Origin of the sequence: Bradyrhizobium sp. WYCCWR 12699 (assembly GCF_032144035.1) — a bacterium.
GTDB lineage: Bacteria > Pseudomonadota > Alphaproteobacteria > Rhizobiales > Xanthobacteraceae > Bradyrhizobium.
This window is the reverse complement of the sequence record NZ_JAVTJN010000032.1, coordinates 1,037,621-1,051,117: the sequence shown is the minus strand read 5'-3', so window position 1 is coordinate 1,051,117 and position 13,497 is coordinate 1,037,621. Positions and strand designations below refer to the sequence as shown.

10 protein-coding genes are annotated in these 13,497 nt (G+C 64.6%); 6 read left to right on the top strand and 4 right to left on the bottom strand.

Annotated elements, in window-relative coordinates; genetic code table 11:
• Nucleotides 1–13: 13 nt before the first annotated feature.
• Both RPS27_RS19740 and RPS27_RS19735 read right to left on the bottom strand, forming a co-directional pair.
• Nucleotides 14–2,356, bottom strand: coding sequence for a xanthine dehydrogenase family protein molybdopterin-binding subunit (locus RPS27_RS19740; protein ID WP_211420106.1), 2,343 nt, complete (start codon nucleotides 2,354–2,356; stop codon nucleotides 14–16).
• Nucleotides 2,357–2,438: 82 nt separating this feature from the next.
• Nucleotides 2,439–2,924, bottom strand: coding sequence for a (2Fe-2S)-binding protein (locus tag RPS27_RS19735; RefSeq protein WP_212069060.1), 486 nt, complete (start codon nucleotides 2,922–2,924; stop codon nucleotides 2,439–2,441).
• Between the two features lie 452 nt (nucleotides 2,925–3,376).
• Between RPS27_RS19735 and RPS27_RS19730 the strand changes: the two genes are divergently transcribed.
• The 5 genes from RPS27_RS19730 (at nucleotide 3,377) to RPS27_RS19710 (ending at nucleotide 8,679) form a co-directional block, all read left to right on the top strand.
• Entirely contained in the window at nucleotides 3,377–3,778 is a 402-nt protein-coding gene (locus RPS27_RS19730; protein WP_313754200.1) for a carbon monoxide dehydrogenase subunit G, read from the top strand.
• A gap of 260 nt (nucleotides 3,779–4,038) precedes the next feature.
• The gene (locus tag RPS27_RS19725) at nucleotides 4,039–5,754 is read left to right on the top strand and encodes a PQQ-dependent methanol/ethanol family dehydrogenase (protein WP_249132445.1); all 1,716 of its coding nucleotides are present in this window, start codon (nucleotides 4,039–4,041) and stop codon (nucleotides 5,752–5,754) included.
• A 129-nt stretch (nucleotides 5,755–5,883) separates the two neighbouring features.
• A complete protein-coding gene (locus RPS27_RS19720) occupies nucleotides 5,884–7,074 on the top strand; it encodes a c-type cytochrome (protein WP_313754199.1) in 1,191 nt (396 codons plus the stop codon).
• A gap of 122 nt (nucleotides 7,075–7,196) precedes the next feature.
• The gene (locus RPS27_RS19715; RefSeq protein WP_212069058.1) at nucleotides 7,197–7,883 is read left to right on the top strand and encodes a response regulator; all 687 of its coding nucleotides are present in this window, start codon (nucleotides 7,197–7,199) and stop codon (nucleotides 7,881–7,883) included.
• Nucleotides 7,884–7,986: 103 nt separating this feature from the next.
• A complete protein-coding gene (locus RPS27_RS19710; RefSeq protein ID WP_212069057.1) occupies nucleotides 7,987–8,679 on the top strand; it encodes a response regulator transcription factor in 693 nt (230 codons plus the stop codon).
• A 144-nt stretch (nucleotides 8,680–8,823) separates the two neighbouring features.
• On the opposite strand, the gene RPS27_RS19705 is transcribed toward RPS27_RS19710, so the two are convergent.
• Nucleotides 8,824–10,182: a hybrid sensor histidine kinase/response regulator gene (locus RPS27_RS19705; protein ID WP_212069056.1), complete on the bottom strand. Its 1,359-nt coding sequence runs from the start codon at nucleotides 10,180–10,182 to the stop codon at nucleotides 8,824–8,826.
• On the bottom strand, nucleotides 10,179–11,345 hold the full coding sequence (locus RPS27_RS19700) for an FIST N-terminal domain-containing protein (protein WP_212069055.1): 1,167 nt from the start codon (nucleotides 11,343–11,345) through the stop codon (nucleotides 10,179–10,181). The genes RPS27_RS19705 and RPS27_RS19700 overlap by 4 nt, the downstream gene beginning before the upstream one ends.
• 247 nt (nucleotides 11,346–11,592) lie before the next feature.
• Between RPS27_RS19700 and RPS27_RS19695 the strand changes: the two genes are divergently transcribed.
• Nucleotides 11,593–13,497 (top strand): methyl-accepting chemotaxis protein (locus RPS27_RS19695; protein ID WP_313754198.1); only part of this gene is annotated, 1,905 nt, incomplete at its 3' end.

The window sequence follows — 13,497 nt, the reverse complement described above, 5'->3', positions numbered from 1 at the left end:
TTGATGCTCCCTCTTAAGCCGCGTGGATCGTGCGCCACACCCGGTCAGGGGTCGCGGGCATTTCCAGATTGTTCTTGCCGATGGCATCCGTGATCGCGTTGATCACGGCCGCTGACGCCCCGATCGCGCCGGCCTCACCGCAACCCTTGATGCCCAGGGGATTGCCCGGGCACAGCGTCGTGGTGTGGGAGAGGTTGAAGGAGGGCACGTCGTCGGCGCGCGGCATGGCGTAGTCCATGAACGAGGCCGTGACCGGCTGGCCGCTGGCATCGTAGATCGCGTGCTCGAGCAGCGCTTGCCCGATGCCTTGAACGAGGCCGCCATGGACCTGGCCCTCGACGATCATCGGGTTGATCAGCCGGCCGAAATCGTCGGCGGCGACGAAGTTGACGAAGGAGGTCTTGCCGGTGCCGGGATCGACCTCGAGCTCGCAGATATAGGTGCCGGCCGGGAAGGTGAAGTTGGTCGGGTCGTAGAAGGCGCTTTCCTTCAGGCCCGGCTCCATCCCGTCAGGCAGATTGTGCGCGGTGTAGGCGGCGAGCGCGACCATCGGCAGGGCAATCGCCTTGTCGGTGCCTGTCACCTTGAACTCGCCGTTCTCGATGACGATGTCGGCCTCGGAAGCTTCCAGCGCATGCGCTGCAATCTTCTTGGCCTTCGATTCCATCTTCTCCATCGCCTTCAGGATCGCGGTGAGGCCGACGGCCGCCGAGCGCGAGCCATAGGTGCCCATGCCGAACTGCACCTTGTCGGTATCGCCATGGACGATCGAGACCTGGCTGATGGGAACGCCGAGGCGCTCGGCGACGAGCTGGCAGAACGTGGTCTCGTGACCCTGGCCGTGGCTGTGCGAGCCCGTGAGGATCTCGATGGTGCCGACCGGATTGACGCGCACCTCGGCCGATTCCCACAGACCGACGCCAGCGCCCAGGCTGCCGACCGCCTTCGACGGCGCGATGCCGCAGGCCTCGATGTAGCAGGACACGCCGATGCCGCGCAGCTTGCCTTGCGACTTGGCTTGCGCCTTGCGCGCGGCAAATCCTGCGTAGTCGATCGCCTTCATCGCGGCATCGAGCGAGGCGTTAAAGTCGCCGGTGTCATAGGCCATGATCACGGGCGTCTGGTGCGGGAACTGGGTGATGAAGTTGGTCCGCCGCAGCTCGGCCGGATCGACCTTGAGCTGCCGAGCCGCCGTCTCCATGAGACGTTCGACCAGGTAGCTCGCCTCGGGACGGCCGGCGCCACGATAGGCATCGACCGGGGTGGTATTGGTGTAGACCCCGATCACCTCGGCATGGATCGCCGGGATGTTGTACTGGCCCGACAGCAGCGTCGCGTAGAGATAGGTCGGCACCGACGACGAGAACAGCGACATGTAGGCGCCGAAATTGGCGTAGGTCTTCACCTTGAAGCCGGTGATCTTGTTGTTGGCGTCGAACGCCATCTCGGCATGGGTCACATGGTCGCGGCCATGCGCGTCGGTGAGGAAAGCCTCGGTGCGGTCGCCGGTCCATTTCACGGGACGGCCGACCTTCTTGGAGGCCCACAGCGCCACCATCTCCTCGGGATAGATGAAGATCTTGGAGCCGAAGCCGCCGCCGACGTCGGGGGCGATCACCCGCAGCTTGTGTTCGGGTGCGATGTTGTAGAACGCCGACAGCACGAGGCGGGCGACGTGCGGGTTCTGCGACGTCGTATAGAGCGTGAAGTGCTCCTCCGCGGCGTCGTAATCGGCGATCGCCGCCCGCGGCTCCATCGCGTTGGGGGCGAGGCGGTTGTTGGTGACGTCGAGCTTGACCACATTGGCGGCCTTGGCGAAGGCGGCGTCGGTGGCGCCCTCGTCGCCGATCACCCAGTCATAGACCTGGTTGCCGGGCGCTTCGGGATGAAGCTGCGGTGCGCCCGACTTGATCGCGGCCTGGACGTCGGCGACAGCAGGGAGCTCTTCGTAATCGACAACGACCGCTTCCGCGGCATCGCGCGCCTGATTCTTGCTCTCGGCGATCACGACCGCGACGGCTTGTCCGACGAAGCGCACCGTCTCCGGCGCCATCGCCGGCCAGGCGCCCATCTTCATCGGGCTGCCGTCCTTGGAGGTGATGGCCCAGCCGCAGATGAGATTGCCGACCTTGTCGTCGACGATCTGCTGTCCGGTGAGCACTGCGACCACGCCCGGCATCTTCAGCGCGGCGGACGAATCGATCTTTTTCACCTTGGCGTGGGCGTGCGGGCTGCGGATGAAATGGGCATGGGTCATGCCCGTCAGCTTGATGTCGTCGACGTAGCGGCCCTTGCCGGTGATGAAACGCTTGTCTTCCTTGCGCACGACGCGCGCGCCGATACCTTCAACACCCATGTCTGGTCCTCCCGACCGGAAATTTTATGGCTGCGCTTTCCTTCGAGAGCGGCAGCAGTGATTTTTTTCGAGGCGTGCCGCTTTACTCGGCCGCCTGCGAGACCTTCATGCGACCGGCTGCATCCAGCACGGCCTTGACGATGTTGTGGTAGCCGGTGCAGCGGCAGATATTGCCTTCCAGCTCGCTGCGGACGGTGGCCTCGTCGAGCTGGCCACCATGGCGCTGCACGATGTCGATCGCCGACATGATCATGCCCGGCGTGCAATAGCCGCACTGCAGGCCATGATTGTCGCGGAAGGCGGCCTGCATCGGGTGCAGCTCGTCGCCCTTGGCGATGCCTTCGATGGTGGTGATGCTGGCGCCGTCGGCCTGGCCCGCCAGCATGGTGCAGGATTTCACGGCGCGGCCGTCCATGTGCACCACGCAGGCGCCACACTGGCTGGTGTCGCAGCCGACATGGGTCCCCGTGAGGTTGAGGTGATCGCGCAGCAGTTGGACCAGCAGCGTGCGGTCCTCGACGTCGACAGCAACGGCCTTGCCGTTCACCGTCAGTTTGACTGTAGACACGTGACGTCCTCCCAAAGTGATTTTGATTGGTTCTAATTAGAGACAGCGCAACGGAACTTTGCAACTGGCATTTTGGTGACCGCGCGTCATGGAAAGGTCATCGTGGCGGCCGTCGCGCGTTGCGCGATTCGATCAAGCTGCTCCGGGCCGTCGCCAACATGGGGCGCAGCCGCACGGGAAGGTCTGGAAAGTTCGGTGTCGCGCCTGCAGGCAACGTCGCAGCATCGACGCCGTGCATCGCCGCCGCTCGCGCGCGAGTTCAGCCCTGCCGCACGTTATTCTCCCCTTGGATGTCTTGTTCCTTGGGCTGAATAGGAGCACGCGCCCGCGGCTTTGTAATCGCGATCTTGGTAGTAGGTGATTGAGAGCTAAGTCATTGATTTTGCTGCGGGCGGGCCGGAGCCGTTGCCGGCGCTCCCCCTCCTGCTTCCTTGGCGATCGATCGACGGCGGGTGCCGCCTCAGTCCGCGCTCAACGATCCCGAGATTCTGAAGTGCTGCATTCCCGGCTGCCAATCGCTCGAGATGGCCTCGCCCACGGCGATGACGGCAATTGTTTTGCTGAATGCCGGCCCGGTGAAGGCGACGTTCAGCGGCAAGGTGACGCTGACCGATATCGATGCGCCGAGCGGCTACCACATCGTTGGCGAGGGCGCCGCCGATTTTGCCACGGGCGGTGCGAAGGTCGCCTTCGCGGAAGAAACACGGGACGTCACCATCCTCCATGACGAAGCCGAGGCGCAGATCGGCAGCACGCTCGCACAGCTCGGCGCGCGATTGATCGGTTCGACGTCACGCAAACTTGCCGCGAACGTCTTCGAAAACTTTGCGGCGGTGGTAGCGCCATCATCGTGACCCCCGCGCGATTGCGGCACGATGCTGCCTGAATTCGATGACGCGTTTCGAGCTGTAAAACAAGGGCAAGACGCGAGGCAGGACAACGAGATGGACGACGAAACTCGCCAATGATTTGCACTACTACCTTCCGCCTATACTAAGCGCGAAACGTCGATGCTGTAATTTCGAACGATGGCTCGCAGACGAACTGCGCATCACGAGCGCAATGCGCTCAGGCGTCCAACGTGGCGTGCACAACAACATCGTGGAGGGAATACATGACCTTTGGAACGAAGGGATTCTTGGCTGGCATCTCGATGGTTGCGATGCTCGCCGCCGTGACATCAGGCGTTCGCGCCAACGACTCGCTGATCAAGGCGCAGTCCGACCAGAACCAGTGGGCCGTTGCCGGCCACGACTACGGCAATACGCGCTACAGCCCGCTCAAGCAGATCAACACGGAGAACGCCGGCAAGCTGACGCTGGCCTATTCGTTCTCGCTGGCATCGCTGCGCTCCAACGAATCCTCGCCGATCGTCGTCGGCAACACGCTGTACGTGTCGAGCTCGTGGGGCCCGAAATACGTTTACGCGCTCGATGCGGCGACCGGCGCGCGCAAGTGGACCTGGGAGCCGGAAATTCCGGAGGACGTGCTGCAATATGCCTGCTGCGACGTGAACAATCGCGGCGTCTCCTATGCGGATGGAAAGATCTTCGTCGGCCGTCTCGACGGCAAGCTGACGGCGCTCGATGCCGCGACCGGCAAGTCGCTGTGGACCACGAAGGTCGTCGACTACAAGCAGGGCTCGGTCATCACCTCGCCTCCGCTGGTCGTGCGCGACAAGGTCATCACCGGCTTCGGCGGCGGCGAGTATGGCGTGCGCGGCTCGCTGCAGGCCTTCGACATCAACACCGGCAAGCAGCTGTGGCAGACCTTCACGGTTCCCAGCCCGGACGAGCCCGGCGGCGACACCTGGAAGGGCGATTCCGCCCAGCACGGCGGCGGTGCGGCCTGGCTGGTCGGCTCCTACGATCCCAAGACCGACACCGTCTATTGGGGCACCAGCAATCCCGGTCCGTGGAACACCGGCGTCCGCTCCACCGGCGACGGCAATTTCGGCAAGCTGACCAACCTCTACACGGCGTCGACGCTCGCGCTCGATCCCAACACGGGCAAGATCAAGTGGCACATCCAGACCACGCCGGCCGATGCCTGGGACTATGACGGCGTCAACGAGGCCGTGCTCGCGGATCTGAAGATCGGCGGCAACACCGTTCCGGCACTGATGAAGGCGGATCGCAACGGCTACTTCTTCGTCGCCAACCGTGAGACCGGCAAGGTGCTCTCGGCCGAGAAATACGTCTTCTCCAACTGGGCCAAGAAGTGGGACGTCGCCACGATGCGCGCGGTCGAGGATCCCGACAAGCGTCCCGGCCCGAACCATCCCGCCAAGGACATCTGCCCGAACCTGATCGGCGGCAAGAACTGGCAGCCGATGTCCTTCAATCCGCAGACCGGGCTCGTCTACATCCCCTCGAACAATGTCTGCATGGACTGGTCGGTCTCCGACGTCGCCTACAAGCGCGGCGTGTTCTATCTCGGCGCCGAATTCCCGACCAAGGAAGGTCCCGGCGGCTTCCTCGGCGAGCTCGTGGCCTGGGATCCGATCGCCCAGAAGAAGGTCTGGTCGATCAAGGAAGACCTGCCGTTCAACGGCGGCACGCTGACCACCGGCGGCGGCCTCGTGTTCGCCGGCAACATTCATGGCGACTTCCGCGCCATCGATGCCAAGTCCGGCAAGGTGCTGTGGAGCAAGAATCTCGGCTCCGGCATCGGCGCAGGTCCGGTGACCTACAGCGTCGACGGCAAGCAATACGTCGCCATCGTCGTCGGCCGCACGGCAGCATTGCCCGCGTTCCTGGGCGAGGTTGGAAAGAAGATGACGGCCGCAGCCCCCGAGGGCGGTTCGCTCTTCGTGTTCTCCGTCCAGTGACCACTCGCGCGCGTATCCCGAAGGAGACGGGATACGCGCGTGCTTTTCTCGACATCGCGCGGCGACGGCACCAGTCAGATCCTGTGTCGCAACGCCTGGTCCATCAATTCCCAACTGCCGGAGATGAGGATGCGTCCGATCAATCCAGCTAACGGCAAGAGCCGACATCACACCATCGCGGGACGGCTCGCATGGCTCGCCGCGTCTGCGGTGATCGCATCGACCGCATTGGCACATGCCGACGACACAAAACCGTTTCGCCTGTGCGCCGATCCGACCAATCTGCCGTTCTCGAGCGATAATCCGTCGCAGCCCGGCTTCTATGTCGAGATCGGCCAGGCGCTGGCGCTGGCGCTCGGCCAGCCCATCACCTACGACTGGTACAAATCCTATTTCGGCAAGCGCACCGTGCGGGTCACGTTGCTCGGCAAGCAATGCGACGCCATGATCGGCCTGCCGCGCTCCGAGGATTTCATGGGGCCCGCCGTCATCTTCTCCAATAGCTTCGCGAAGGAGGGCTATGCCCTGGTCGCCGCGAAGGGCCAGGCGATCGGCGGCGTGGACGACCTCAAGGGCAAGCGTGTCGCGGTCCAGTACGCCAGCACGCCGCAAAACCTTCTTGCGACACGTGACGACGTCCAGAAGGTGACCGTGCTGTCGCCCGAGGAGGCCATGCAGGCGCTCGACCAGGGCAGGGCGGACGTCGCCTTCATCTGGGGGCCGGTCGCCGGCTGGCTGAACATGACGACCTACGGGGATCGCTATCAGATCCGGCTCACCGAAGGCGAAGGCCTGTCCTGGGATGCCGCGATCGGTTTTGCGAAGGGATCGACCGAGCTGCGCGACCGCGTCGACGCGATCCTGCCGACACTTCAGAAGACGATCGCCGATCTCGCCGTGAAATACGGCCTGCCGGCCGGACAGCCGGTCCGCTTCGGAACGGCCGAGGCCGTGCCGGCGGGGACCACGACCGGGACCGGTCCGGGGCCCGCTTTGGCGCAGGTCGCAAATGTGGTGGCGACCGAGGCCAAGGGCGATGCGACGGCGCCGAATGCGGAGATCGCCGGTGCGGGCAAGGGGATCTTCAACGGAACCTGCGCGCATTGCCACGGCCCCGACGCCATTCAGAGCGAGCGGAAGATCGATCTGCGGCTGTTGCGTCACCGCTACGGGGACGACATGCGCGACACCTTCTGGAAGACCGTGCATGACGGGCGCCCCGCCAAGGGTATGCCGGCGTGGAAGGAGGTCTTCACCGACACCCAGTTCGACAGCATCTATTCCTTCCTGATGACGGTTCAGGTCGAATCGAACGACTGAACGCCCTTGACCGCACGCGATCGGGAAGATGTGGTAGCATCACCTTGCATCTTCCCGGCGCCGAACCGGTCCAGGAGGGTTGCGCTGCTGCCGCTCGCGCGGTGGATCCTTTGGAAGGCGCCATGGCCAGCTTCCTGATCATCGACGATCATCCGCTGTTTCGCGAAGCGCTGGGCAATGCCGTGCGGCTGGCCTTGCCCGAGGCCCGCATCCTGGAGGCGATGTCGATCGAGGACGCGCTGGACATCCTGTCGGCCGAGCAGGGGATCGACCTCGCGCTGCTCGACCTGTCGCTGCCGGACGCGACCGGCTTCTCCGGTTTCCTCCGCTTGCGCGAAACTCACCCGCGCCTGCCGGTCGCCATCGTCTCGAGCGAGGAGGACCAGCACGTGGTCCGCGAAGCGCTGGCGCTCGGCGCGGCCGGCTATCTGCCGAAGTCGACATCGAAGCGCGAGCTGGCCCAGTCGATCGAGGGCGTGCTCGCCGGATCGGTCTCGGTTCCGCGGGATTTCGTGGCGACGCCGCAGCGGCGAAAAGCCGAGACCAGCAAGGCACTCGAGGTCAAGCTGCGCGAGCTCACGCCGCAGCAAATTCGGGTCCTGGACCTGCTTCGGCGCGGCTATCCGAACCGGCAGATCGCGCAGGAGCTGCAGCTCGCCGAATCCACGGTCAAGGCGCACATCACCGAGATCCTGCGCAAGCTCGGACTGTTCAGCCGCAACAAGGCGATCATCGAGATCGGCAAGATGGAGCTGCCCGACCCCAGGAACCGGCCCTATGCGCGGGCCGATCGCGGCAGGCCGCAATGATCCGCCCCGCCATTGTTGACTTCGATCAAGCCGGCGCGCGCCGGCTGATACATTCTCTAAAGAGTTCGACATCCGGTAGATATTTGGAAATGGCTGACGCGTGATGCGATTTCTGATTGTCGAAGACCATCCGCTGTTCCGCGAGGCGCTCGAAGGCGCGCTGCAAATGGTGGCGCCCGAGGCCGAGATCCTGCAGGCGATGTCGGTCGACGGCGCGCTCGAGCAGCTGTCCGCGGGCGCCGAGCTCGATCTCCTCCTGCTCGATCTGTCGATGCCGGGCACGACCGGCCTCTCGGGTATCGTGCGCATCCGCAAGGCCTTCCCGAAGGTCCCCGTCGTCGTCGTGTCGGGACATCAGGATCCCAGAATCATCTCCGGCGCCTTGTCGCTCGGCGTCGCCGGTTACATCTTCAAATCCTCGTCCAAGCAGGAACTCGCCCAGTCGATCGGCGAGGCGCTGAAGGGGCTGGTCTGTCTTCCCGATGCCTATCGCGCCCTCCGGCCGCAGCGCGCCCCAAGTCCCGCTCATGATCTGCTGAAGCGGCTGCATGATCTGACACCGCAGCAATTGCGGGTCCTCGAAATGCTCAAGCGCGGCCTGCAGAACAAGCAGATCGCCTATGAGCTGAAGATTTCCGAGACCACCGTGAAGGTCCATGTCTCGGACATCCTGCGCAAGCTGAACGTCGTGAGCCGCACCAAGGCGATCGTCGAAATGTCCAAAATCGATTTTGCGACGCTGGCGAGCGACGGGGGCCGGGCCAAGCACGATCGTGCCCAGCCGGATCAGCCGTGACGCGAATGTCTCCGGTCCTGTCGCGCCGATCGACGGCCGCTAGATCGGCAAGTAAGTCATTCCATTGGCGGGATGTAATTTAGTACCGCTACTGTGCATGGGGTTGTTTTTCGATATTTGGTTTGGCCGCCCCGGCGCAGGGAGCTAGCTCAGCAGGAACGACAGCAGGGCGCGCATCTCGGCGGGCTTGACCGGCTTCTTCAACACTTCGAGGCCGGAGAGGCTCGCTTGCTTGGCGGCCTTCTCGGAATAGTCGGCGGTGATGATCATCGCGGGCACGTCGAGCTTCAGATGCTGGCGGATGTCGGCGATCGCCGACAATCCGCTTTCGCCGTGATCGAGATGAAGGTCGGCGATGACCGCGTCGGGAGCTCCGCCCAGTTCGCTGAGGCGCAGCAGCGCGTCCGCGGCCGATGGCGTGGTCGCGACGTCGCAGCCCCACCCTTCCAGCAGGGCGGCCATGGCCTCGGAGCCGGAGGGATCGTTCTCGACCAGCAGGATCTTGGCGCCTTCGAGGCCGCCATATTGGCGTTCACTGAGCTTGGTCTCGTGCACCTCGTCGCTGACCTCGGCGAGATCGGCCGGCTCGAGCTCGAGGACGAACGTCGAGCCCTTGCCGACCTGCGACGACAGCCGCACCTCGTGTCCGAGCACGGTCGCGAAGCGGCGGACGATGGACAGACCAAGCCCGAACCCGGCCTGGTCGGTCGCACTGGCTTCACCGCGCTGGAATTCGCGAAAGATGGCCTCCTGTTGCGTCTGCGCAATTCCCGGTCCGGTGTCGGAGACCTGGACGCAGATGCGGCCGTCTCGCCGCCTGCAACCCATTACGACGCCGCCGCTGCGCGTGTAGCGGATGGCATTGGCGAGCAGATTTTGCAGGATGCGCCGGAGCATCATCGCGTCCGACGACACCGCGAGCGGCGAGTTGCGGATGCGCAAGGACAGGCCCTGCCGCGCAGCGAGCGGCGCGAATTCGCTGCGAAGCTGCTCGAACAGCGGCGCCAGCGCGAGCGGACGCACGTCGGGTCTGAGCGCGCCGGCGTCGAGCTTGGCGATCTCCAGCAACGACCGCAACAGATCTTCCAGCGTCACCAGCGAGCGGTCGACCTGGTCGATCAGAAGGCCAGCCTGCTGTGCCTCCATCATCTCGGCTAGCGCCGAGAGCGTCAGCCGCGCCGCGTTCAGCGGCTGCAGCAGATCGTGGGTGACCGAGATCAGGACGGACGATTTGAGCGAGCTGGCGGCCTCGGCCTGCTGCTTGGCGCGATACAGGCCCTCATTGGCGCGTTCGATCGAATGCAGCGCCTCGCGCAACTGGGTGGTCCGGTCCCGGACCTGGCGGTCGAGCGCGATGGCCGTCTCGAACAGCGAGAAGGCGTTGAGCTGCTGGTCCATCGAGCGCTCGACGCGGGACATCAGCGCGGCGTTGATCTTCCTCAGCTTCGCGGTTTCCCGCTGCAGCTGCTCGACCGTGTCTGGCTCCTGCAATAGCTCGGTCACGAGGGACGCCTGCCGATGGCGACGCCGGTGAACGTCTGGTTCACGTGCATCGATCCGAACTGCTCGCCATAGGTATGAAAACCGACGACGCGATTCTGGCGGTAGAGCTCGGACATGTCGCGGGCGAGCTGGTGCTGTTCGGCATCGAGCCGGCGCAGCAGGCATTCGAAGCCGATATAGAGCGAGACCTCGCCGATCTGGTCGCGCGTTTCCGCAAAGGCCTCGCGCGTCGTGCCGACAAGGCTGCGCGATGTGGCGGCGGTCAGCACCATGCCTTCGTCGATCGCGCAGAAGAAGTGCAGCGACCCGTCGGGTTCGACGCGCTGGATCGACCGGGCGTAGTAGGAGCCGCCGACGCGGACCAGGACGGGATGCGAGGCGAAGGAGAACGGGTCGAGCTTGGCATCCATGATCCCGACGACGCGGGAATATTCCTGCGCCGCGGGCTCGGCGTTCAGCTCCCTGACGGTTCGATTCTCGATGTCCGCCTCGGTGACCACCATCTTCTGGGGTCGCGGTTCGAAATTATCGCATTTGAAGACCCGGAACGGCAGCGAAGTGCTCAAGAGGATCAGGAGGGCGGCGTTGGTGTGCGCCTTGCCGTCGAGAAACACAAAGGTCCGCTCGAAGCGCATGCCGTCGCCCGCAGATCCCCCGACGATGGGAATGTCGTCCAGCGAGGCATAGATCGCGGACATCACCGCTTCTTCCCGGCCGCACAGGCCGTCGATCAGGACCAGGCCGAACGAATTTCCGCGCTCGACATCGGGGGATGCCCGCAGCAGCTCCTGCCGGGCCTCGGCGCTGATCCTGCGGCCGTCCTCGACGTGAAAACCATCGAGATTGAGAATGGGCCGCACCACGGCCGCGAAGTCGGTGCGACTGAAGGCGAGCGCGACGACGCTGTTCTCGTCCCAGCCGTCGGGCGCCAGCTCGCCGGCGGTGGTGCAACCGCAGACCGGGATCCCGTCAAATTGCCGGCTGATCTCCGCGATGAATTGGTGCGGATCGTAGCTCGGGGAGACGAAGAGCAGGAGCAGCGCCAGCTCATCGGATGGGAGCTGAGCGGCGAGGTCGGCAACGGCTTGCTCGACGCCCGCGGCCTTCGACTTCGCGACGGCAACGCCAGACGCACCGCCAAACCGAAAGTCGGTTTGCCCCACTCCGTTTCTCCCTCAAGGACCCGCTCGGTCTGATGCCGTGCCTGACAAGTGCCCAGAGAGTATGGCCTTTTTCGCCTGGTCGCAACATGGCGGCGAGAATCGCGGAACGTGCGTTCCGCGCGCCAGGCGGCCCTCGGTCACGAATTTACCGCCCCTTGACGATTGTGCCCTAATTTTCATCGCCGGTCCGGGAGGGGCTGCTCCCGGGCGGCGTTGCACGTGCAAGAACTGATCTTTGGGGGTGGGAATGTCCAGGCGTACCGCGTCGTCGTCTAAGCGCACACTGTTTCCCACCCTGAGGTTCCGCGCCAAGATCATCCTGGGCTTTGCGGTCGTGCTCGCCATTTCGGCGGTGAGCCTCGCCTTCGCCTATTTCGGCTTCGAGCGTGTGTCGGAAGGCGTAGGATCCTACCGTAGCAGCGTCTCGGAGGCCGATCTCGCCCGCAATATCGATCGCGAGCTGCTCGGCTATCGCTCGGCCGCGCGTTATTTCGTGGTGACCGGCAAGGAAGACGACGCCAAGGCGGCGCTGGACGCCGAGGCCAGCCTGAAGAGCGCGATCGATCAGGCGATCCAGAATGCCAAGAAGCCGGCCCGGCTGGAGAGCCTCAACAAGCTGGCGAAGGAATTTTCCAACTTCTCGGCGACCTTCGCCAAGATCTTGCAGGCCAAGCGCGACAGCGCGCTGCTTGTCCAGAATCAGCTTCAGCGCAACGCCAATTTGCTGAAATACAAGCTCGACGACATCGGTAACAACGCCTCCGACTCCGAGGCGCAGGCCATCGAATTCGGCACCAAGCAGGTCAACGCCCAATTTCAGACCGCGAGCGGGGCCGCCAGCAACTTCATCCTCAACTCGGACCAGGCCGTTGGCGCAAGTGCGATGGCGCGGCTGAAATTCGTCGAGAACTCGCTCGGCGCGGTCTATTCCATGGACGACAAGATCGTCGCCGGCCTGAAAGAGGCCAAGGCGCTGCTCGGCGCCTATCGCGATGCGCTGGAAAAGCTGATCGCGAAAGCCAAATTGGTCGACGAGCTCGTCACCGAGATGAGCGGCTCGGCCGGTGCGATTCTGCAGGGCGCGACCGCCATGAAGGCGGATCTCGTCGCCGAACAGCAACGGCTGGACCAGGAGTCGGAAGCGACCATCGGACGGACTGAGCATCTGGTCCTGATCCTCGCCATCGGCGGCACGCTGCTCGGCGCGGTTCTCGCTTTCCTGCTCGGCACCGGCATCTCGCGTCCGATGATCGCGATGTGCAAGGCGATGCGTGAGCTGGCCTCGGGCAATTTCGACGTCGTGCTGCCGGGTCTCGGCCGCAAGGACGAGATCGGCGAGATGGCCGGCGCGGTCGAGGAGTTCAAGGTTCAGGCTGTCGCCAAAGCCGAGCGCGATGCCGCGGCCAGCGAAGTGCAGAACCGCGAGCAGGCGGCAAGCCGCCGTGCCGAGCTGATCCGCTTTGCGGACGATTTCGAGAGCGCGGTCGGCGCGATCGTGTCCAACGTGTCGGCCTCGGCCGTGCAGCTGGAATCGGCCGCGTCAACGCTGACCCGTACCGCCGAGACCACCCAGAGCCTGTCGAGCCAGGTCGCGGACGTCTCCGAGCAGGCCTCCTCCAACATGCAGTCGGTCGCCACCGCGACGGAAGAGCTGTCGGCCTCGGTCGAGGAGATCGGCCGCCAGGTCCGCGATTCCAGCCGCATTGCGGAAGCTGCCGTGGTGCAGGCCAAGGAGACCGACGGTCGCATCGGAAAGCTGTCGCATGCGGCGCAGCAGATCGGTGAGGTCGTCAAGCTGATCACGGCAATCGCCGAGCAGACCAACCTTCTGGCGCTCAATGCCACCATCGAGGCGGCGCGCGCCGGTGAGGCCGGCCGCGGCTTCGCCGTGGTCGCGAGCGAAGTGAAATCGCTGGCGAGCCAGACCGCGAAGGCGACGGACGAGATTTCCTCGCACATCGCGGGCATGCAGGGTGCCACCGCCGAATCGGTTGCCGCGATCAAGGAGATCGGGGCGACCATCGGCCAGATCTCGTCGATCTCGACCTCGATCGCCAGCGCCGTCGAGCAGCAGGGCGCGGCGACGCAGGAGATCGCGCGCAGCGTCCAGACCGTGGCGCAGGGCACGCAGACCGCGGCCACCGATATCGGC